This is a genomic window from Rhodococcus ruber NBRC 15591 (assembly GCF_001894945.1).
Lineage (GTDB): Bacteria > Actinomycetota > Actinomycetes > Mycobacteriales > Mycobacteriaceae > Rhodococcus > Rhodococcus ruber.
On sequence record NZ_BCXE01000025.1, the window covers coordinates 115,753 to 136,191 of the forward strand.

Here is a 20,439-nt window from a genome sequence, read left to right on the forward strand (position 1 = left end):
GGAGTCGGTGCTCGTGGACGAGTACCGGTCAGCCCGTGACCATGATCTGCGCGGCGCTCTCCTTGAGTTTCGCGTTGGCCCAGCGCAACTGACGCAGGGTCTGCGGGTGGCAGCGTTCGGCCGTGGCGAGCAGTTCCCGGTCCTGCATGGCCTGCGCGGTCTGGGCCAGGATCTCCCAGTCCAGTGAGACCCCGGCTGCCATCCGGTGGATCTCGCGCAGGTCGTGCAGGAGCAGCAGGCCGGGCTCGTGGCGCCGGCCGAGCAGTTCGCTGCCCTTCTGCCGCAGGCGGGCCAGGATCGTGTGGTCGTCCTCCGGTTCGGCGTCGAGGTCGAGGTCGTAGTCGCGCCCGACCCGGGCGAGTTCGCGCACGTGTTCCTGGGACCAGCGTGCGAGATCCCGTCCGAGGTAGAAGATCTCGTGGTCGGCCTTCTGCCGGTCCGAGATCTGCAGCAATTCCCCCGCCAGGTCGTTCTCGGCGCGGTGCAGTTCGCGGATTGCCAGACCTACCTTGTTCACGATGCGCCTCCGCTCGTGTCGACGACGGTCTCGGTCGCGGTGCCGGAAGGACCGCCCACGGTGTCGGGAACGTCGGTGCCCACCGGTCGTGAGGCGGTGGTCGTCGGCGCGGCGGACGGTGTGCCGTCCCCGGCCAGGAGACGCTCGGCCCGGGCGGCGCCGGTCTTGAACAGTGGCTGTTTCGACGCCGGATCCCAGTCGGTGACGGTCAGTTCGTTGGCGGCGCGGCCCTCGGAGTCGCCCGGCTCGTGCCCGCCGGGGGTGTCCCAGTAGCCGTAGTGGAACGGCAGGAACAGCACGCCGGGGCGGATGCCGCTGATCCGCAGCCGTGCCTCCACCCGGCCACGCGGGGTGGTGATGAGCAGCAGGTCGCCCTCCCCCCAGCCGTGCCGCTGGGCGTCGGAGGCGGACATCTCCACCCACACCTCGGGGGCGGCGTTCTGCAGCTGCGGTGCCCGCCCGGTCTTGGTGCGGGTGTGGAAGTGATAGAGGGTCCGCCCGGTGGTCAGCAGGTAGGGGAACTCCTCGGAGACCACCTCGTGCGGGGGCAGGTACTCCCCTGCCTTGATCACGGCCTTGCCGAGGGGGTTCATCGCCTTGTACTCGGTCGGTTCGAGCGGGGCGCCGGTGACCATGTCGCGACCGTAGCTCTCGCAGTAGTCCGGTGCGCTCCAGAACTTCCCGTCGGCGTAGAGGCGCTCGGTGCCGTCGGGGTGCTCGTCGTTGCAGGGCCATTGGATGCCGCTGCCGCCGCGGAGCCTGTCGTACGAGAGGCCGGTGTAGTCGCACGGCCGTCCCGCGGTGCACTGCTTCCAGGCCTCGAACGCCTCTTCCGGCGTGGACCACTTGACCAGGGGCTGCCCGTCCTTGTCCTGCAGTCCCAGCCGGCGGGCGTAGTCGAGGAAGATGTCCAGATCGGGCCGGGCCTGCCCGGGCGGGTCGACGGCCTTCTCCGACAGGTGCACGGTGCGGTCGACATTGGTGAACGTGCCGGTCTTCTCCCCCCACGTGGCGGCCGGCAGCACGACGTCCGCGAGTTGCGCGGTCTCGGACAGGAAGATGTCCTGCACGACGAGGAAAAGCCTTTTCTGGGACAGGATTTCGCGGATGCGGCCGAGTTCCGGCAACGACACCGCCGGGTTGGTGCCGTTGACGTACAGGAACCGGATCGAACCGTCCTCGACGTACCGCATCATCTGCATCAGGTGGGTGGGCGCGGTGTAGTGCGGGATCCGCATCGGGTCGATGTTCCACACCCGCCCCAGCTCCTGGATGTGTTCGTCGTTGGCCCAGTTCCGGAACGCCGGCAGGTCGCCGTCGGCCCCGCACTCGCGGGTGTTCTGCGCCGTGGGCTGGCCGTTCATCTGCAGCACCCCGCACCCCGGCTTGCCGAGCATGCCGCGGATCAGGTGCACGTTGTTCACCTGGACGGCAGCGGCGGTGGCCTGATGGGACTGGTAGAAACCCTGCAGCACGGTGGACAGCAACCGTTCGGCGGTGCCCAGGAGCCGGGCGGCCGCCCGCAGGTCGGCGAGCGGGACGTCGCACACCTGCGCGACCTTCTCCGCCGGGTAGCCCTCGAGTTGCTTCTCCAGCTCGTCGAAGCCGACGGTGTGGGCGTCGACGTAGTCGCGGTCGATCCAGCCGTGCCGCACGATCTCGTGCAGCAGCCCGTTCATCAGCATCACATTGGTGCCGGGCCGGGGTGCGAGGTGCACGGTGGCCGCGCGCGCCACCGGCGTCTCCCGCGGGTCGACGCAGACGATCGCCGGGGGGTTCGGGCCGGCGAGCCGGTCGAGCACCCGGGTCCACAGCACACTCTGGGTCTCGGCCATGTTGTGCCCGTACAGGGCGATCACGTCGGCGTGGTCGATGTCGGTGTACGACCCCGGTTGACCGTCGCACGCGAAGGACTCCTTCAGCGCCGCGGCCGCCGTCGCCGTGCACAGCCGGGTGTTGCCGTCCATGTGGTTGGTGCCGATGCCGCCGTGTCCGATCAGCGCCAGCGTGTAGTACTCCTCGAGGAAGAGCTGACCGGTGGTGTAGAAGCCGATCGAACTCGGACCGCGTTCGGCCAGCAACTCCTTCGTGCGCCCGGCGACGGCGTCCATCGCCGTGTCCCAGTCCGTCTCCACGAGCGCACCGTCGCGCCGGATCAGCGGTGTGGTCAACCGATCCGGCGAATGGTTCGCCTGCCAGCCGAACAGGTCCTTCGGACCGAGCCGGCCGTGATTGACCCGGTCGACCGCCCGGCCCCGCACGCCCACGATGCGCCCGTTCTCGACGGCGATGTCCAGCCCGTCCCCGTTCGAGTGCAGGATCGTCGCCGACTGCACCCAGGTGTCGACGTCGTCCTCGTCCACCCCCTCGGCGAGATACATGTCCACCCTGGTCGGCCACGTCTCACCGGGACCGTAGGGAGTGCGAGCACCCCACGGGTCCCGGATCCGGTCCGTACGCGTCATACCGGAGGCGCTACCCCCTGCGCAACGAACCAAACCTGCCGCCGACGGAACTCAGTGGGAACGAGGAAGGCGCACGATGTGGAGGAAGAAGTTGTCGATCCGCCGGATCACCTCCGCGAACTGCGGGAAGTCGACCGGCTTGGTGATGTAGGCGTTGGCGTGCAGCCGGTAGCTGCGCAGCAGGTCCTCCTCGGCGGCGGACGCGGTGAGCACCACCACCGGGATGTGCCGCAGTTCCGGGTCGGCCTTGATCTGTGCGAGGACCTCCCGGCCGTCGTAGCGGGGCAGGTTCAGGTCGAGGAGGATCAGATCGGGCCGCGGCGCGTCGGCGTAGGGGTCGCGCCGGAAGAGGAAGCTCAACGCCTGCTCACCGTCGCGTACGACGTGCAGTGCGTTGGTCAGTTTGTGGTCCTCCAGGGCCTCGCGGGTCATCAATTCGTCGCCGGCGTCGTCCTCGACCAGCAGAACGACGATGGGTTCGGCGGGCTCGGTCATGTGGTGGGCTCCTGAACCAGGGGTGCACGGAACGTTCTCCGACCGTACGCGGTACGGCAGCGACTGCGGTTCGGCCCCCACGACCGGCCGCCGCGCCGGCAGTCGGAGAGCACGGCGTGTCCGATGTTGTGCCAGACTCCGGAACATGGCTGTCGATCCACGTGGTGCCGACCTGAAGCGCTTTCTCGCCGAGGACCCGGGCGGGCCGGTGGTGATGCTGAACCTGCTGCGGTTCGGCACCGGTGGTCGCGAGATCTACGCCCGCTACGCCGACGCCCTCCACGAGACGTTCCTGCCGCGCTACGGCGGCGAGGTGCTCTACGCGGGCGACGGGTCGACCGCGCTCGTGGCGGAGACCGGGCAGGACTGGGACGCGGTCCTGCTCGTGCGCTACCCGACGCGGCGTGCCTTCTCCGAGATGGTCGCCGACCCCGAGTACCAGCGGGTCACGGCGTGGCGCACCGACGCGCTGCAGGAGGCTGTCCTGCAGGCGACGGTGCCGTGGCCGGTGCAGTCCTGACACCGGCCGTCAGTAGCGCAGCAGGGCGCCGATGCCGTCCGCCGGCGTGAGGCGCTCGTCCATGCGGAGCACGGCGGCGCCGGTGGCCACGGCCGCGAACGGCAGGGCTTCGTCGGCGCGGCAGACGCGCTCGCTGCCCGAACCCATCTCGGACAGCGCTCCTGCGTCGGCGGCCACGAGCGACGGGTCGTCGCCCACGAGCACCGTGGTGTCGTCGAGGTCCCCCAGGATCAGCGTGTCGACCCGCCGTTCGCGCAGCGCCGCCGTCACCTCGGTCACCCCTTCGACGGCCAGGCCGGTTCCGGCGCCGGCCCGATAGCGCTCGGCCACGTCGTCCATCTCGGCGAGGCGACGCTGCGCCAGTTCCTCCTGGATGACATCCCGGATCCGCTCGCGGTCGGAGCCGTCGGCGCGAGAACCGGTCTGCACCTGCACCAGGACGTCGCCGGTGCGCTGGGGCAGGGCCTCCGCCAGGTCCGTGCGGGAGCGGACCTCGCCGATCACGAACACCGGCTCGGCGTGGTGCTCGTCGGCCAGTTCGGTGATGCGGTCGGCGGCGGCGGCGATGTTGCGGCGCCGCTGCTCCTCGACGTTGGGTTCGGGATCCCCGTAACCGGGCGACTGGGCGCCGGCCGCCTTGTGGATCGGGTAGCCCTCCCCGGCGACCGTCTCCTCGTGGAGCACGCCGCCGTGCCGGTCGTAGACGGTCAGGTCGCCGCCCGCGTGGTCGACGGCGGCCACGAGGTAGGGCCGGCCGCTCGTGCCGTGTTCCACCAGCGGGAGCAGGTAAGGCATGTCGGACAGTCGCACCTCGGTGCGCAGCGGCGGGCGCACGAGCCGCTCGTGCACGAGTACCCCGTCCGGGTTCGCGACGATCGCGCGGCCACCGCTGCCGACCGCCGCCGGCGCCTCGGTCACCGCGCGCTCGACGTGGCCGAGCACGGCCCGCGGAGTCCCGAGTTGTTCCAGTTGCTCCGCGATGGAACGCCAGGTCAGTTCCGCAACCTTTGCCGCATCCTCGGTCGCGTGCGAATCCTCGTAGTACACCGAGGCGAACGGGCCGGTCGCGGTGGTGAAGTCTGCGAATCGATCGGCGTGCACAGCTACTCCTTCGTCGGTGCCTCACGGTCTCTCGATTCGTGTGCCCCCGACCCGCGCGAGTAAACGTGCCCGCACCGATCCGGCGGCAATTTCCGTCCGCGCGGTTTACCTGCCGCAGAATCGGCAACCCTGCACCCATGGCGTCCTCGGTGAACGTGCCGTCGTGGCACGTCCACGGCTCGTCGATGCCCCCGCACGTGATGCCCCCGCACGTTCGGAGTCCGGACCTGCACCACGACCGGCGGTGGGTCCGCGGGTCGTACGCGCGGTCGGGCGGCGCGACGAGGCTGTCAGGCGAGGCGCTGTCAGGCGAGGCGACGGGCACGACGATCCGCAGAAGGGAAGGGCCATGAAGATCGCGATGGTGTCCGAGCACGCAAGCCCCTTCACGGTCCCCGGCGACGTCGATGCGGACGGCCGGAAGGTGCACGTCGCCGAGCTGTCGGCGGCGCTGGTGCGCGCAGGACACGACGTGACCGTCTACACCCGTCGCGACGACCCCGACATACCCGAGCGAGTCCCGACCGACGACGGGTACGAGGTGGTCCACGTCCCCGCCGGTCCGCCGGCTCCGCTGCCGGCGGACGAGCTGCTCCCACGGATGGGTGAGCTCGGTACCTTCCTCGAACGGGAATGGACGAGGGATCGGCCCGACGTCGCCCACGCCCACTGCTGGATGCCGGGGATCGCGACGCAGCTCGCCGCCCGCACCGTCACGGTGCCCACGGTGCAGACCTTCCACACCCTGGGTGTGGTGGAGAGCCGGCACCGGGGCGGGGCGCAGACCGGGTCGCCGAACCGGATCCGTATCGAGCGGCTCCTGGCGCGCGGCGCGAGCCGGGTCGCCGCCACCTGCACGGACGAGGTGTTCGAGCTCGCCGCGCTGGGCCTGCCCCGCACCCGCACGTCCGTCGTGCCCTGCGGGGTGAACCTCGCGCAGTTCGCGCCCACCGGCCCCGAGGCTCCGGCGCGCGGGCCGGGGCGCCGCATCGTCGCTGTCGGGCCGCTCGTGCCGCGGATGGGCTTCGACGTGGCGATCCGGGCGCTGGCCCTGCTCCCCGGCACGGAACTGGTGATCGCCGGCGGACCGGCGGACGACGGCGCCCCCGACGAGGCCGCACGTCTGCGCGCCGTCGCCGGGGACCACGGCGTGCTCGACCGGGTGCACATGACCGGGCACGTGTCCCGGACGGACATGCCGGCGCTGTTGCGGTCGGCGGACGTCGTCGTATGCACGCCCTGGTACGAACCGCTCGGCCTGGTGCCGCTCGCAGCCATGGCGTGCGGGCGGCCGGTGGTGGCCACCGCGGTCGGCGGCCTGCTCGACACGGTCGTCGACGGGGTCACGGGCACGCTGGTGCCCCCGCACGCGGCCGACGCGGTCGCGGCGGCGGTACACACCCTGCTCACCGACGACGTCCAGCGCACCGCCTTCGGTCTCGCCGGCCACGACCGGGCGAGCACCCGCTATTCGTGGGACCGTTCCGCGGCCGACGCCGTGCGCACCTACGAGAGGTGCGTCCCGGCGGATCCGCGGTCGGTGCGGTCCGTACGCTCCGGAGCCCGCTGAGATGCTCGGGCCACGGCCGCGACGGGACTTCCGGGATCTTCACGGAATCTTCACGGATTCGGCCTACGGGCACGCCGCGGAGACGTTACTCTTGCAAACAAGGTTGAGAAGCAGCCGGTTTCGTCTCGTAGAGGCGACTGCTGCGCTCCCTGCCCGGACGGGCGTTGCTCCAGCAGTCGGAAGTGTCGACGGAGGAACAGCCATGGTCCATCTGCTCGCCATCCTGACCACACCCCGCGGGTGCGGTCTCCGAAGCGCGGCACGGCAGGTGCAGCCGTGACCGCCAATGTCGTCCTGCTGCTGTTCGTGCTGGCAGCAGGTATCGGCGGCACCGCAGCGTTGCAGGGGGCGCTGCGGCGTCGCCGCTGATTCCACAGCGGCATCACCGCCGATACGACAGCGGCGTCGCCGCCGATGTCACAGCGGCGTCGCCGCTGATTCCACAGCGGCGTCGCCGCCGAGTGCTCGGCGCGTTGGTAGTGTCTGCGTCAGCTGCCCCGGTCGCCCAGACCCCCGGGAACGGAGAAGCGCGATGCACGACGAACACGTCGACGTCCTGATCGTCGGCGCCGGACTCTCCGGTATCGGCGCGGCCTGTCACCTGCAGGACGAATGCCCGGACAAGACCTTCACCGTCCTCGAGGCACGCGACGTCATCGGCGGCACCTGGGACCTCTTCCGCTACCCGGGCATCCGGTCCGACTCGGACATGTTCACCCTGGGGTACTCGTTCGAGCCGTGGGCCGAGCCCGAGACCTTCGCCGACGGCCCGTCCATCCGCGACTACGTCCGCCGCACCGCACGGGATCGCGGCATCGACGAGAAGGTCCGGTTCCGGCATCGCGTGGTCCGCGCCGAATGGTCCACGCCGGCCGCCCGCTGGACCGTGACGGCCGAGCGCACCGACACCGGGGAACGAGTTCGCTTCACGTGCGGCTTCCTGTTCGTCAATTCGGGCTACTACCGCTACGACGAGGGCTACACCCCCGAGTTTCCCGGCGTGGAACGGTTCACCGGCACCCTCGTACACCCACAGCACTGGCCCGAGGACCTGGACTGCACCGGCAAGCGCGTCGTCGTCGTCGGCAGCGGCGCCACCGCCGTGACTCTCGTCCCGGCACTGGCGAGGACGGCCGCACACGTGACGATGCTGCAGCGCTCTCCGAGCTACGTCATGTCGCGTCCCTCGATCGATCCGGTCGCCGGCGCGTTGCTCGGCCGGATACCGCTGAAGCTGGCCTACCCTGTCGTCCGCTGGGCGAACGTGCTGGGCAGTATGGCCTTCTTCCAGTTGAGCCGGCGCCGGCCCGATCTGGTCAAGCGGCTGCTACGCAAGGGCGTGCAGAGCCACCTGCCCGCGGACTACGAGGTGGACGTGCACTTCCGGCCGCAATACGACCCGTGGGACCAGCGCGTCTGTTTCGTGCCCGACGGCGACCTGTTCCGGGCGCTGCGGGAGGGCCGGGCGACGGTCGTCACCGACACGATCGACACCTTCACCGAACACGGGATCCGCCTGGAATCCGGGCAGGAACTCGCCGCCGACGTGATCGTCACCGCGACGGGACTGAACCTGCTTCTGCTCGGCGGGATGGCCGTGAGCGTCGACGGCCGCGACGTCGAGATGGGAAAGACGCTGGCGTACAAGGGGATGATGCTCTCCGGGGTGCCCAATCTCGCATTCACCGTCGGATACACCAATGCGTCGTGGACGTTGAAGGCCGATCTCGTCGCCGGATACGTGTGCCGCCTGCTGCGCCACATGGACGCCCGCGGATACGCCTACTGCACCCCGACGGCCCCCGCGACCACGACCGCGACATCCCCGTTGGTCGATCTCGCGTCCGGGTACGTCCTGCGCAGCATCGATTCGATGCCCAGGCAGGGCCCCGCGGCGCCGTGGCGGCTGTTCCAGAACTACGTCCGGGACCTGGTGATGATGCGCCGCGGACGACTCGAGGACGGCGCCGTGCGCTTCTCCCGGGCAGCGCTTCCGGCAACGACGCAGCCGGTGGTCTGAGGTCGCGGGCGAAAGAACCAGCGTAGGAGCGGGGTTCGAGGCCGAGCGCGACACTTTGCACGTCCGCCGCATAGACTTCCGGTGGAGGAGGCGGTCGATCCTTCCGGTGCACGGATCCGCAGCCACAGCTACTTCCAGGGGCGGAGAGTGACAGATGCAAGTTGGTGCCCTGTTCGGCAGGTATCGCCTGGACCGTCCACTGTCGGTGGACGCGACGGGCGAGGTATGGGCCGCGTTCGACACCACCACCGGCCGGAACGTCGCGGTGCGGGCGCTGCCACCCGAGGTGACCGAGGACGACGAGTACCGCGCTCGTTTCGAACGCGAAGCCGAGATCGCCGCCCGGATCCGGAACCCTCGTGTGCTCCCGATCCACGACTTCGGGCAGATCGGCACCCGGCTCTTCCTCGCAACGCCCGTCGTCGAGGGCACCGATCTGCAGACGATGCTCCGGTCCACCGGCGCGATGGACGTCCCGCGGGCAGTCGGTGTCGTCGAGCAATTGGCGTCGGCGCTCGAGGCCGTGCACGCGGCCGGGCTGGTCGAACAGGAAGTGACGTCGGCGAACGTCCTGGTGCAGGGCGACGGAAATGTTCTCCTCACCGACGTCGGGTTCCCCCCGCATCCCGGCGCGGCGACGGGCGTCTACGGCCTGGCGACGGTGCTGTACGAATGCCTCACCGGCAGACTCTTCCAGTCCTCGGGTGGACGAGCGGGGGCCCCGCAGTCGTCGTCGGCGGTCTCGGATCTTCCGGCCGGCATGGTCGAGGTCGTCGCACGCGGAACGGCACCCGAACCCGCGCGGCGCTACGGATCGGTGAGCGAGCTGGCCGCGGCGGCACGCGCCGCGGCCGCGCCGTCACATCCCACCGGCAGGTCCGTTCCCGCGGTCGCTCCGCTCACCCGGAACCGGCGCGTCATGATCCCGGTTCTCGCGGCGATCGTCGCCGTCCTCGTCGTCGGCGGCGTGGCCCTCGGGGCCGTGTCGTCCGACGACGCCGACCCGACGCCCGTCCCCATCGCGGTGCAGCCGGCCTCTCCGACGTCCACGCCCTCGGCCGCACCGACCACCTCGACAGCCGCGGAACAGGAGCCGACGCCACCTCGGACGGAGTCCCAGGCTGCCGAGGTTCCAGCCCAGGACGGCGAAGTTCCACCCCAGGACGCCGCCCCCGCGAGGCCGGCGCCTCGATCGGCACCGCCTGCTCCTGCCCCCGTCCCGGCTCCGGCACCGGCACCTGCGCCCGCAGGACCACAGGTTCTGCCGTGCTACCCCGGCTACGAGCACACCCCGCCGCCCGACGGACCGTGCCTTCCCGCCGGGTCGGCTCCCGCGCCCGCCCCGGCACCTGCACCCGCACCTGCAGAACCACAGGTACTGCCGTGCTACCCCGGCTACGAGCACACCCCGCCGCCCGACGGACCGTGCCTTCCCGCCGGGTCGGCTCCCGCGCCCGCCCCGGCACCTGCACCGGCACCCGCAGCACCACAGGTACTGCCCTGCTACCCCGGCTACGAACACACCCCGCCGCCCGACGGACCGTGCCTTCCCGCCGGGTAGGCGCCGGCCGCCGCGGAGCGGTAGCGCTCGACCGTCCGCTCCATCCGGACGGCGCGGTCACCGTGCGTTCCGGCTCGTGCTCGTCACTACGCGTGCGCGCCGGCGAGTCGCACCTGGACCGACTTGGCCATCGGACACCGTTCGACGGCCCGCAACGCGAGGGTTTCCCGGGCATCGCGATCCTCGACACGAGGCAGCCGCACGTCGACCTCGGCGGAGAGATCGAACTCCTGGTTGCCCCGTGAAGTGAGTTCGACGCGGGCGTCCACGGCGCACTCCCCCAGGTCGTGATCGCCGGCCGACGCCGTCGCGATGAGGGTCTGGTACACGCACGCCGCCAATGCCGCCGCATACAGTTGCTCGGGCGTCACCGCGTCGAACCCGGCGGCGTTGTCCGGCGTCGTCACGCGCAGGTCCGGTGAATGCCCGTCGATGCGCACCGAGGTGTCCTCGGCCGTTGCGGTGTATCGATACGAATTCGGCTCTGTCATCAGGTGTTCCTCCGGTCCGCACTTCGCTCTGAGCGCCGGCGCCGCTCGCTACGGCACCGATGCGATCACCCGGGTGCCCGAACCGAGCCCGGGGAAACCCGCGGCCGGGGATTGACACCCACCGGACCGGGTAACCGCACCCATGACCACCCTTCGTGCCCTCGCCCTGAACTGCACACTCAAACCGTCCCCGGCGGAGTCCAGCACCGACCTGATGGTGTCGCATGTCCTGTCCGCGCTCGCCGGGCACGGCGTGACCACCGAATCGGTGCGCGTCGTCGACCACGACGTCCGTCCCGGTGTGGAGGCGGACATGGGTGACGGCGACGAGTGGCCGGGCCTGCTCGAACGCGTCGCCGCCGCCGACATCCTGATCGTCGCCACGCCGACCTGGGTGGGCCACATGTCCAGCGTCGCCCAGCGCGTGCTCGAACGCCTCGACGCGGAACTGTCGAGCACCGACGACGAGAACCGGCCACGCATGGTCGGGAAGGTCGCCGTCGCCGCGGTCGTGGGCAACGAGGACGGTGCGCACAAGATCGTCGCCGACCTGTTCCAGGGTCTCAACGACATCGGGTTCAGCATCCCGGCCCAGGGCTGCACCTACTGGAACGGGGAAGCGATGTCCGGCACGGATTTCAAGGACCTGTCCGAGGTTCCGGAACAGGTATCCACGACCACGCAGGCACTGGCACGGAACGCCGTCCATCTGAGCACCGTGCTGCGCGAACGGCAGTACCCGCCGTATCCGGGCTGAGCCCGCCCGCCGCATGCCGCCGGTTCGCCCGCATGCCGCCGGTTCGACCGAATGTCACACGCGTTCGATCGAATCGAACGTATGTGACATTCGGTCGCCGACACCGAGGCGAGCACCGGTCGTCGCGGAGAAGAAGTAGACCTCCCCCGGCTGCGGGAGCAGGTGCACCTGCTCCCCCGGACCGATCGCAACTCGTCGATCCACCCGTACGACGACCTTGCCCGTCGCGCTCGACCAGTCGGCCGGCCCGGTCGCCGTCGCATGGACGAAGGCCTCCGCGCCGAGCTGCTCGACCAGGTCCACCGTCAGGGACAGCGTCCCGGACCGCCACGCGCCCACGGGGGTCCATGCCTCGGGCCGCACCCCGACGACGATCCGGTCGGCGCCGACGTCGGCCGGAACCGGCACTCGTAGGGCGCCGAGCACGGCCGCGCCGTCGCGGACGGGTGCGTCGAGCAGGTTCATGCCGGGCGAACCGACGAACCCGGCGACGAAGGTGTTGACGGGGTTGTCGTACAGGACGCGGGGTGCGGCGACCTGCTGCAGGCGACCGCCGTCGAGGACGGCCACCCGGTCCCCCATCGTCATGGCCTCCACCTGGTCGTGGGTGACGTACACGGTCGTCGTGCCGAGTCGCCGCTGCAGTCCGGCGATCTGCGAACGCGTGCTGACGCGCAGCTTCGCGTCGAGGTTGCTCAGCGGTTCGTCCATGCAGAACACCGCGGGCCGTCGCACGATCGCGCGGCCCATGGCCACGCGCTGTCGCTGCCCGCCCGAGAGCTTGCCCGGTTTGCGGTCGAGCAGCGGCTCGAGTTCGAGCATCCGCGCGACGTCGAGCACCCGCGTCGTCCGTTCCACCCTGCCGACGCCGGCGTTGCGCAACGCGAAACCCATGTTCTCGGCCACGGTCATGTTCGGGTACAGCGCGTAGTTCTGGAACACCATCGCCACGTCGCGGGCCTTGGGCGGCAGTCCCGTCACGTCGGCGCCGCCGATGTCGATGCGACCGTCGTCGACCGCCTCGAGGCCCGCGAGCATGCGCAGGCTCGTGGTCTTCCCGCAGCCCGACGGACCGACCAGGACCAGGAACTCCCCGTCCGCGACATCGAGGTCGAGGCGGTCCACCGACGGCCGATCGGCACCGGGGTAGCGGTGGGTGACGGACCGGAAACGTATGCTTGCCAAGGCTTTCCCTACAGATTCGGGGTGATCTGACGGTCGATGATCTGCTGCAGCTGCCGCGCGACGTCGCCGAACGCCGTCGGCACGTCGGCCCCCTGCAGCGCGATCTGTTCGAGGCCGGTGCCGATGATCTGGTCGCCGCCGGGCACGAAGACGCGCGCGTAGTCCTGCGACCGGGTGCGCGCGAGCTGATCGACAGCGGTGCGGGCGTTGGGGTTCTGCTCGAGGAATGCTCTCATCCCGGGATCCTCGGTGGCGGACTTGCGCACCGGCATGTAGCCGATCTTCTGCGAGAAGTAGGCGGTGTTCTCCCCGTTGGTGACGAAGTCGACGAACTTCAGCGCGTTGCGCTTCCGCTCGTCGGAGATGTTCGCCGGAATCGCCAGTCCCGCACCGCCGGTGGGGCATCCCGGCGTCCCGTCGGGGGCGGGCAGGAACGCGGTGCCGAAATCGAACGCGGCGTTCGCGGTGATGCCGGACAGATCGCCGGTCGAGGCGATGGTGGACGCGATGATCCCGGCGGAGAAGTCGTTGGCGATGTCCGTGGACACGCCCGCGTACCTCCCGGTGTGGATCATGTCCTTCAGGAACTGACCCGCGGCGATCGTCTCCGCGTCGCCGAAACGCAGCCGCCAGCCGTCGGAGTAGGCTCCGCCGAACGTCCAGATCGGTCCTTCGAACGTCCAGCCGAGGTAGTCCTTGGCGTTACCCCAGCCGTGTGCCAGCTTGCCGGACCCGACCACCCGCTGCAGTTCGGGACCCCACTCGGCGAACTCCTGCCAGGTGGCGGGTCCGCGGTCGGGAAGACCGGCCTGCCGCCAGACGTCCCGATTGTAGTAGAACAGCGGCGTCGAGCGGGCGTAGGGCAGCGCGAAGTGACGGCCCTCGAAGAGGTAGTCGGCCAGTAGGGAATCGACGTAGTCCCCGGTGTCCACGCCGACCTCGGCGAAGAGGTCGTCGAGCGGGGTGATCGCGCCGGTCAGCGCGTAGTTGAACCACCACACGTCCGACAGGACGACGACGTCGGGCAGGTCGCCTCCGGACAGGGCCGCGTTGAACTTCTGCGACACCTCTTCGTAGTTCTTGCCGCCGTCGATCAGGTCGACCGTCAGGTCCGGGTACTTCGCCTCGAACCGGGCGATGAGCTCGCGCTCCACGTCCTGGGACTTGCCCGGGTGGTTGGACCAGAACTTGATGGTGTTCGCCGCGGATGCGGATTCCGAGGACCCGGACGACCCGGTGCCGGCGCACGCCGCCAGCGCGGCGCTCGCGGCGACGAGCCCGGTCAGTCCCAGAAATCCACGCCTGTCGATGTTCACGAAGTTGCTCCTGGAGAGTTCAGCCCTTGACCGCACCGGAGGTGAGGCCCTTGATCATGTGACGTTGCAGCGCGAGGAAGATCACGAGGATCGGCAGCATGGCCAGCACCGTGCCGGCCATCACCGGCCCCCAGTTGGTGACGCCGTCGTTGTTCTGCAGCTGGGTCAGCCCGATCGGCAGCGGCGCCACGGACGCGTCGTCGGCCATGAGAAACGGCCACAGGTATTCGTTCCACTCGTTGACCACGGTGATGAGCGCGAACGCGACCAGGGTCGGTCCGGACACGGGTAGCACGACCCGCCACAGCAGGCGGACGTGCCCGGCCCCGTCCATCCGCGCCGCCTCGATGATCTCGGCGGGAATGGACAGAAAATGGTTGCGCAGCAGAAACGTTCCGAATGCCACACCTGCCAGCGGCACGATGATCCCCTGGAAGGTGTTGCGCCACCCCCATTCCGCCACCAACGCGTAGTTGGAGATGACAGTGATCTGGTTCGGCACCATCAGCGCGGCGACGATACCGAGGAACACGAGGTTCTTGCCGGGGAAGCGCAGGAACACCAGACCGTAGGCGCTCAGGATGCCGAGGACGAACTTCACGCTCGACAGCACCGTGGTGATGATCAACGAGTTCCGCAGGAACGTGCCGAACGGCACCGAGGTGACTGCCTCCGTGTAGTTCCGGGGATGGAACACGGAGGGCCACCAGGTGACCGGCAGCGTGTAGATGTCGGGTCGCTGCTTGAACGAGGTCACCACGATCCAGTACAGCGGCAGCGCCACGACGAGCAGTGCCACGACCATCGCGGCGTAGGCGAGTACCCGGATCGTGCGCTCGCGACGCCGATACGGCTGCGCCGCTGCCGGTTCCGTGGTCGTGACCGGGCGCTCCAGGAGCGTCGTCATTCCGCACCCCCCGTCCGCTGGACCGACCGAATGTCACATGGCTTCGATGTGATCGAACGCGTGTCACATTCGGTCGCACGCCCACGCCCACGCCTACCCCCACGCGCGCGCCGGGGACGGCGGGCGGGGCGCGCAGTGTCGTCGCGGTCCATCAGGCGCACCTGGTAGACCGTGACGGCCAGCAGCACGAGGAACATGATCGTCGCGACGGTGGCACCGTAGCCGGCCCGGAAGTTCCGGAAGGACTCGTTGTAGACCTGGTAGACCATCGTGGTGGTGCCGGTACCGAGCGGCCCGCCCCGGGTCATCACGTTGATGATGTCGAAGACCTGGAAGGAGTTGAGCAGCACGGTGATCGACAGGAAGTACGTGGTGGGACGGAGCTGCGGCAGCAGGACGCGCCGAAAGGCCGTCCACGACGAGGCGCCGTCGATCGCGGCGGCCTCGGACAGTTCGGGACGCAGGCCCTGCAGGGCCGCCAGATAGATGACGAACGTGTAGCCGAGGTTCTTCCACAGGTAGGTGAGGGTGACCATCACCAGCGCCCAGGCCGGATCCTGGTAGAAGTCCGGGGTGTTGAGCCCCAGCCTGCCCAGCAGATCCTGGACGAGGCCGAAGTTGGGATCGAACACGAACTGGAACGCCACCCCCACCGCGGCACCGGAGATGACGAACGGCGCGAAGAGTGCGGACCGGACGAGGTTGCGGCCCAGCAGTTTCCGATCCAGCAGCAGCGCCAGCGCCAGTCCGAGCAGCATGGAGCCCGCGACGGTCGCGACGGTGAAGACGACGGTGTTGCCGACGATCTGCCACGTGTCGGCACGGCCGAACCACTCGCGGTAGTTGCCCAGTCCGACGAACGTCGCGGTGGGGCTCGAGATGTTCCACTCGAAGAACGACAGTCGGATGTTGTCGACGAGCGGCCGGTACGTGAACAGGACCAGCAGCGCGAGATTCGGTCCGATCAGCGCGGCGAACAGCGCGTAGTCGCCCCACGGGCGTCCCCACGGACCCCGGTCGGTTCGGGGCAGTACTCTTTCCGGACTCGAGCGCACTGCGGCAGTGTGTCTGCCGCGGACGAACCGGAGGTTACGCCGGTCTGGCGCCGACGAGTACTCTCGTCACCGTCGAGGTACGAAGTGCTCGCCGGCGCCGGCCGTTGTCCGGCTAGAGGTTCCAGTCACCGAGGCCGTCCCAGCCGTTGAGGATGCCGCCCCCGGTGTTCTGCACGATCACCGGGTCACCCTTCCGGGCGTTCTCGAAGAACCAGCGGCCGTCCTCGGTGCTCACGTTCAGGCAACCGTGGCTGACGTTCGTGTTGCCCTGCGCCCACTCGGACCACGGCGCCGCGTGCACGAAGATGCCGCTGTTGGAGATGCGGGTCGCGTACTCGACGTAGGTGCGGTACCCCTCGGGCGAGTCCACCGGCACGCCGTACGTGGACGAGTCCATGTACATGTCACGGAACTTCTCGCCGACGATGTAGGTGCCGTTGGGCGTCTCGTAGCCCGGCTTGCCGAACGACGTCGGCATGGTCTTGACGACCTCACCGTTGCGGGTGACGGTGATGGTCTTGGTGGCGTCGTCCGCGACGGTGATCAGCGCGTCGCCGACGGTGTACGACGACTGCGTGCCCCCGGCGTTCACGGTGACCTGGGTGTGGGCGGGCCAGAACTCGTAGGGCCGCCAGCGCACCTGCCGGTCCGACGCCCAGTAGAAGTGCCCGTCGACGGGCGGGTCGGCCTGGACCTCGATGTGCCGCTCGGCGGCGGCGCGGTCGGTGATCGGCTCGTCGAAGCGGATGATGATCGGCTGCGCGACGCCCACCGTCTCACCGTTCGACGGGTTGATCGACGGTGCGGAGAACGGGGCGGGTTCCGGCGCCTGGCCGGGCAGCCGTTCGACGAGTTCCTGCACGCTCGGCAGTTCGGGTCCGCCGGGCCACAGGGGTACCGCGGCGGCGGGTCCGGTCATGGTGAGCGTGGCGGCGCCGACGCCCACCAGCGCGGTGACGACACGGCCGGACCAGCGTCCGGCGCGGCCGCGACTGTTCGGCCGACCCTTCTTCTCGAACATTCGACAACCCATCGTTCGTTCGTGCCGTCGCACCCACGTCCGCCCCGACAGCGACGACTTGGCGCACCCATTAGACACAGCACACCTGCGGGCGGGCAATTCGACCGCGCCCGTCCGGGTGGCCCGTCGGGAGCTCGACGCCAGGTCAGGACTCGATTCGGGAGGCAGCGAGGAGATCGTCGACAGCGACGAACTTCACGCGGGAGCGGCCCACAGCACCGCCCCGGGCGCGTTCCTGCTTGTCGATCTGCTGCCAGCCCCGGTAGTCCACGTAGTCCGGCCGGCGCTCGGAGATCAGCGCCGCGAGCTTCTCCCGGTCGGCGACGGGGGCGACGAGGCGGCCGGCCACGAAGTCCTGGACCAGATGCTCGACGGTCTGCGCGGAGCACTGCTTGTTGGTGCCGATGACGCCGGTGGGCCCGCGCTTGATCCAGCCTGCGGTGTACACCCCGGGCAGGGGCTCGTTCGTTTCCGGGTCCACGACCCGGCCTTCCTCGTTGGGGAGGATGCCGCGCGTCTCGTCGAACGGCAGATCGGCGACGGGACGCCCCCGGTAGCCGACCGACCGCAGGACCAGGCCCGTGGGCAGGGTCTCGGTCTGCCCGGTGCGGTGCGCCTCGAGGCGGCCGTTGGTCTCGGCCAGTTCGGTGCGTTCGAGGGTGATCGAGTCGACCCGGCCGTCCCCGTTCAGCGCGACGGGTGCGGCGAGGAAGCGCAGCACGATCCGCTTGTTGTCCTCGGTCGGGGTCCGGCGGGCGAAGCCCTGGACCTGTTCGACCTTCAGTGCGATCCGTGGTTCGACGGCGGGGTCGTCGACGAGGGCCCGGCTGGCCGGGTCGAGTTCGGCGTCGGCCGGGTCGACGACGATGTCGACGCCCCGGAGCTGACCGAGGGCCAGCAGTTCCGGATTGGTGTAGGCGGCCTGGGCGGGTCCGCGCCGTCCCACGACGACGACCTCGCGGATGTTCGACGCGCGCAGGGCGGCGACGGCGTGATCGGCCATGTCGGTCTTCGCCAGCTCGTCCGGGTCGGCGACCAGTGCCCGCGCGACGTCGAGGGCGACGTTGCCGTTGCCGATGATCACCGCGCGTTCGCCGGACAGGTCGAAGGTGCGGTCGGCGTAGTCGGGGTGCCCGTTGTACCAGGCGACGAACTCGGTGGCGGCGTGCGAGCCGGGCAGGTCCTCGCCGGGCACGTCCAGGTGCCGGTCGGCGGCGGCACCGACGGCGTAGATCACGGCGTGGTGGTGCGCGAGCAGTTCCTCGTGGCTGATGTGGGTGCCCACCTCGACGTTGAACCAGCACTGGCTCTTCTTGTGGCCGAGGGCGCTGCGGAACAGCTCACCGACGGACTTGGTGCTCTGGTGGTCCGGGGCGACACCGGCGCGGACGAGTCCGTACGGGGTGGGCAGACGGTCGAAGATGTCGACCTCGACGCGGGACCGGCTGGTCAGCTCCAGCGCGGCGTAGCAGGCGGCCGGGCCCGAACCGACGATCGCGACCCGCAGGGAGCCGAGTTCGGCGGGGATCTTGGTGCGGTCGCGTTCCTCGGGCCAGTCCGGTCCGATCGGGTAGCGCCGGTAGTAGTCCTCGGCGATCTTCAGGTACGGCTCGTGCTCGGCGGGAAGCTCGTTGTCGGCGTAGATCGCGTCCACCGGGCATTCGTCCACGCACGCGCCGCAGTCGATGCAGGTGTCCGGGTCGATGTAGAGCATCTCGGTGGTCGCGAACGGCGCCTCGTCGGGCGTGGGGTGGATGCAGTTGACGGGGCAGACCTCGACGCACGAGGCATCGTTGCAACACGCCTGGGTGATCACGTAAACCACGGTGGATACCTGCCTGAAGTGCCGGGGGTTCGACGACCCCCTCAGACTATAACTTGTTCCAATTCCGGTCGAGATCCGGTTCGCTGCACCTGCTCTCCCGGCGTGTCCCCCGCGCCGGGGGTCAGCCGTCGCTCGGCTCGATACGGAAGCCGATCTTCACGGTCACCTGGAGGTGCGCGACGGCCCCGTCGTCGATGTGACCCCTGACGTTCATCACCTCGAACCACTCGAGATGGCGCGTGGTCTCCGCCGCCCGCGCGACGGCCTGCTTGATCGCGTCGTCGACGCTGTCCGTCGACGACCCCACCACCTCGATCACCCGGTACACGTGGCTCACAGCTTCGCTCCCTCCGTATCGAACTGCTTCGAACACTCGTGGCCGTCCTCTCACGCGCGACGGGCGAGTTCACGCGCCACCGCACCCAGTCGCGCGAGCCGCAGATCGCCCAGCGCGATCGGGCCGCTGCCCAGTCGGTTCGTCGTGAACGCGAGCGACAGGCCGGTGTCGAGGTCGGCGAAGGCGCCCGAACCGCCGACCCCGTAGTGGCCGAGCGCCCCGCGCGGCCGTTCCCGGCTGACGAACACCGGCTGGTGGTAGCCGAGGCGCCACGCCATCGGGACGCCGAGCACGTAGTCGCGCCCGCGTACCCGGACCTCGTTCATGGCCTCGACGGTCTCCGGCTTCAGGAACTGCACTCCGTCGATCGTGCCGCCCGCGGCGATCGCCCCGTACATCCGTGCCAGCGCCCGCGCCGAGAACACCCCGTTCCACCCGGGCATCACCGCGTCGTGCACCGACGGATCACGCACCAGCTCGTCGAACTCCTCCGGCATCGCAGCCTCCGCGAGACCGCGGGTGAGGCTCACCCGCGACAGCACCGAAGCGGTCATCCCCCAGTGCAGTCCGGCGGGATTGATCCGCGGGAACAGCTTGGCGATGCGGTGCCGCTGGTCCTCCGGAACCCGGAACCAGAATTCGGGGGTGCCCAGGGGTTCGGCGATCTCCTGCCGGACGACGTCGACGAACGGCAGCCCGGTCACCCGCTGCACGATCTCCGCGACGAGCCAGCCGTAGGTCACCGCGTGGTACCCCGGTCCGCTCAGCCGCCGGGAGTCGGGCGGCGCCGCCGCCAGCGCACGAACCGTCGCGTCGTAGTCGACGATGCCCATCCGGCCGGGCCGCAGGTTGCGCACCCGGTGCAGTCCGGCCCGGTGGGTGAGGACGTCCGCGACGGTGACGTGCTCCTTACCGGCCGCCGCGAAGTCCGGCCAGTACCGGGCGACCGGCGCGAAGTAGTCGATCAGGCCGCGGTCTGCGAGGCGGTGCACCACGGTCGACGCCACGCCCTTGCCGGTGGAGAAGGACAGCGACACCGTGTCGCGGTTCCACCGCCGGTCGCGGGTGGCCCAGCCCGCCCAGATGTCGAGTACCTTCTCGCCGTCCAGGTAGGCGGCGAGGGCACCGCCGCCGTGCCGGGGCAGCCGGTACAGGTCGAAGAAGCGATCCGCGAGCGGCAGGAATCGCCGGTCGACGTGCATCTCGGTCGGCGGCGGATCCTGGACTGCCGTCGCGCCCCGCACCGGTCGGGCTGTCATCCGTGATACCTCCCAGTCGACTTCGTGCCGCCAGGCT

At 69.9% G+C, this 20,439-nt stretch carries 18 protein-coding genes; 5 read left to right on the forward strand and 13 right to left on the reverse strand.

Features of this window, described 5'->3' with window-relative positions; translation table 11 throughout:
- Positions 1-28: 28 nt before the first annotated feature.
- From RR3_RS17670 to RR3_RS17680, 3 genes are read right to left on the reverse strand one after another with little or no spacing between them, the layout of a single operon-like run.
- Complete coding sequence (locus RR3_RS17670; protein ID WP_010593640.1) at positions 29-517, reverse strand: hypothetical protein; 489 nt, start codon at positions 515-517, stop codon at positions 29-31.
- Complete coding sequence (locus RR3_RS17675; protein ID WP_040274801.1) at positions 514-2,982, reverse strand: molybdopterin oxidoreductase family protein; 2,469 nt, start codon at positions 2,980-2,982, stop codon at positions 514-516. Before RR3_RS17675 ends, RR3_RS17670 begins: the two co-directional genes overlap by 4 nt.
- A gap of 51 nt (positions 2,983-3,033) precedes the next feature.
- A complete protein-coding gene (locus RR3_RS17680) occupies positions 3,034-3,477 on the reverse strand; it encodes a response regulator (protein ID WP_017680784.1) in 444 nt (147 codons plus the stop codon).
- 145 nt (positions 3,478-3,622) lie between these two features.
- Here RR3_RS17680 and RR3_RS17685 point away from each other — a divergent pair, with 145 nt between their 5' ends.
- Positions 3,623-3,997 (forward strand): DUF1330 domain-containing protein, encoded by a 375-nt coding sequence (locus tag RR3_RS17685; RefSeq protein WP_010593643.1) that lies wholly within the window; start codon positions 3,623-3,625, stop codon positions 3,995-3,997.
- 9 nt (positions 3,998-4,006) lie between these two features.
- On the opposite strand, the gene RR3_RS17690 is transcribed toward RR3_RS17685, so the two are convergent.
- On the reverse strand, positions 4,007-5,098 hold the full coding sequence (locus tag RR3_RS17690) for an Rv2629 family ribosome hibernation factor (protein WP_017680786.1): 1,092 nt from the start codon (positions 5,096-5,098) through the stop codon (positions 4,007-4,009).
- Between the two features lie 349 nt (positions 5,099-5,447).
- On the opposite strand from RR3_RS17690, the gene RR3_RS17695 reads away from it, so the two are divergent.
- From RR3_RS17695 to RR3_RS17705, 3 genes are all read left to right on the forward strand, one after another.
- A complete protein-coding gene (locus RR3_RS17695; protein WP_064066021.1) occupies positions 5,448-6,668 on the forward strand; it encodes a glycosyltransferase in 1,221 nt (406 codons plus the stop codon).
- 532 nt (positions 6,669-7,200) lie between these two features.
- Positions 7,201-8,688, forward strand: a complete 1,488-nt coding sequence (locus RR3_RS17700) for a flavin-containing monooxygenase (RefSeq protein WP_064066022.1) — start codon at positions 7,201-7,203, stop codon at positions 8,686-8,688.
- A gap of 154 nt (positions 8,689-8,842) precedes the next feature.
- Positions 8,843-10,249 (forward strand): serine/threonine-protein kinase, encoded by a 1,407-nt coding sequence (locus tag RR3_RS17705; protein WP_064066023.1) that lies wholly within the window; start codon positions 8,843-8,845, stop codon positions 10,247-10,249.
- An 86-nt stretch (positions 10,250-10,335) separates the two neighbouring features.
- Here RR3_RS17705 and RR3_RS17710 read toward each other — a convergent pair whose 3' ends face one another.
- On the reverse strand, positions 10,336-10,740 hold the full coding sequence (locus RR3_RS17710) for an OsmC family protein (RefSeq protein WP_017680791.1): 405 nt from the start codon (positions 10,738-10,740) through the stop codon (positions 10,336-10,338).
- A gap of 142 nt (positions 10,741-10,882) precedes the next feature.
- Between RR3_RS17710 and RR3_RS17715 the strand changes: the two genes are divergently transcribed.
- Entirely contained in the window at positions 10,883-11,497 is a 615-nt protein-coding gene (locus tag RR3_RS17715) for a flavodoxin family protein (RefSeq protein WP_010593650.1), read from the forward strand.
- A gap of 54 nt (positions 11,498-11,551) precedes the next feature.
- Here the strand turns inward: RR3_RS17715 and RR3_RS17720 are convergent, their stop codons facing one another.
- The 8 genes from RR3_RS17720 to RR3_RS17755 all read right to left on the reverse strand — a co-directional run bounded on the left by RR3_RS17720 (position 11,552) and on the right by RR3_RS17755 (position 20,402).
- Entirely contained in the window at positions 11,552-12,682 is a 1,131-nt protein-coding gene (locus tag RR3_RS17720; RefSeq protein ID WP_010593651.1) for an ABC transporter ATP-binding protein, read from the reverse strand.
- Positions 12,683-12,690: 8 nt separating this feature from the next.
- Positions 12,691-13,998: an ABC transporter substrate-binding protein gene (locus RR3_RS17725; protein ID WP_010593652.1), complete on the reverse strand. Its 1,308-nt coding sequence runs from the start codon at positions 13,996-13,998 to the stop codon at positions 12,691-12,693.
- Between the two features lie 19 nt (positions 13,999-14,017).
- Complete coding sequence (locus RR3_RS17730) at positions 14,018-14,905, reverse strand: carbohydrate ABC transporter permease (RefSeq protein ID WP_040274788.1); 888 nt, start codon at positions 14,903-14,905, stop codon at positions 14,018-14,020.
- The gene (locus RR3_RS17735; RefSeq protein WP_040274786.1) at positions 14,902-15,960 is read right to left on the reverse strand and encodes a carbohydrate ABC transporter permease; all 1,059 of its coding nucleotides are present in this window, start codon (positions 15,958-15,960) and stop codon (positions 14,902-14,904) included. The genes RR3_RS17730 and RR3_RS17735 overlap by 4 nt, the downstream gene beginning before the upstream one ends.
- Positions 15,961-16,072: 112 nt before the next feature.
- Positions 16,073-16,981: a L,D-transpeptidase gene (locus RR3_RS17740; protein WP_010593655.1), complete on the reverse strand. Its 909-nt coding sequence runs from the start codon at positions 16,979-16,981 to the stop codon at positions 16,073-16,075.
- Between the two features lie 145 nt (positions 16,982-17,126).
- The gene (locus RR3_RS17745) at positions 17,127-18,806 is read right to left on the reverse strand and encodes an FAD-dependent oxidoreductase (protein WP_064066024.1); all 1,680 of its coding nucleotides are present in this window, start codon (positions 18,804-18,806) and stop codon (positions 17,127-17,129) included.
- Positions 18,807-18,927: 121 nt separating this feature from the next.
- The gene (locus tag RR3_RS17750) at positions 18,928-19,143 is read right to left on the reverse strand and encodes a dodecin (protein ID WP_010593657.1); all 216 of its coding nucleotides are present in this window, start codon (positions 19,141-19,143) and stop codon (positions 18,928-18,930) included.
- A 50-nt stretch (positions 19,144-19,193) separates the two neighbouring features.
- Complete coding sequence (locus RR3_RS17755; RefSeq protein WP_064066025.1) at positions 19,194-20,402, reverse strand: serine hydrolase domain-containing protein; 1,209 nt, start codon at positions 20,400-20,402, stop codon at positions 19,194-19,196.
- Positions 20,403-20,439 lie beyond the last annotated feature (37 nt).

Excerpts from the sequence above, each read along its gene's own strand:
- RR3_RS17675 (WP_040274801.1), bottom strand. The coding sequence starts at position 2,982 with ATGACGCGTACGGACCGGATCCGGGACCCGTGGGGTGCTCGCACTCCC.
- RR3_RS17680 (WP_017680784.1), bottom strand. The coding sequence starts at position 3,477 with ATGACCGAGCCCGCCGAACCCATCGTCGTTCTGCTGGTCGAGGACGAC.
- RR3_RS17685 (WP_010593643.1), top strand. The coding sequence starts at position 3,623 with ATGGCTGTCGATCCACGTGGTGCCGACCTGAAGCGCTTTCTCGCCGAG.
- RR3_RS17695 (WP_064066021.1), top strand. The coding sequence starts at position 5,448 with ATGAAGATCGCGATGGTGTCCGAGCACGCAAGCCCCTTCACGGTCCCC.
- RR3_RS17700 (WP_064066022.1), top strand. The coding sequence starts at position 7,201 with ATGCACGACGAACACGTCGACGTCCTGATCGTCGGCGCCGGACTCTCC.
- RR3_RS17705 (WP_064066023.1), top strand. The coding sequence starts at position 8,843 with ATGCAAGTTGGTGCCCTGTTCGGCAGGTATCGCCTGGACCGTCCACTG.
- RR3_RS17710 (WP_017680791.1), bottom strand. The coding sequence starts at position 10,740 with ATGACAGAGCCGAATTCGTATCGATACACCGCAACGGCCGAGGACACC.
- RR3_RS17715 (WP_010593650.1), top strand. The coding sequence starts at position 10,883 with ATGACCACCCTTCGTGCCCTCGCCCTGAACTGCACACTCAAACCGTCC.
- RR3_RS17730 (WP_040274788.1), bottom strand. The coding sequence starts at position 14,905 with ATGACGACGCTCCTGGAGCGCCCGGTCACGACCACGGAACCGGCAGCG.
- RR3_RS17740 (WP_010593655.1), bottom strand. The coding sequence starts at position 16,981 with ATGTTCGAGAAGAAGGGTCGGCCGAACAGTCGCGGCCGCGCCGGACGC.
- RR3_RS17755 (WP_064066025.1), bottom strand. The coding sequence starts at position 20,402 with ATGACAGCCCGACCGGTGCGGGGCGCGACGGCAGTCCAGGATCCGCCG.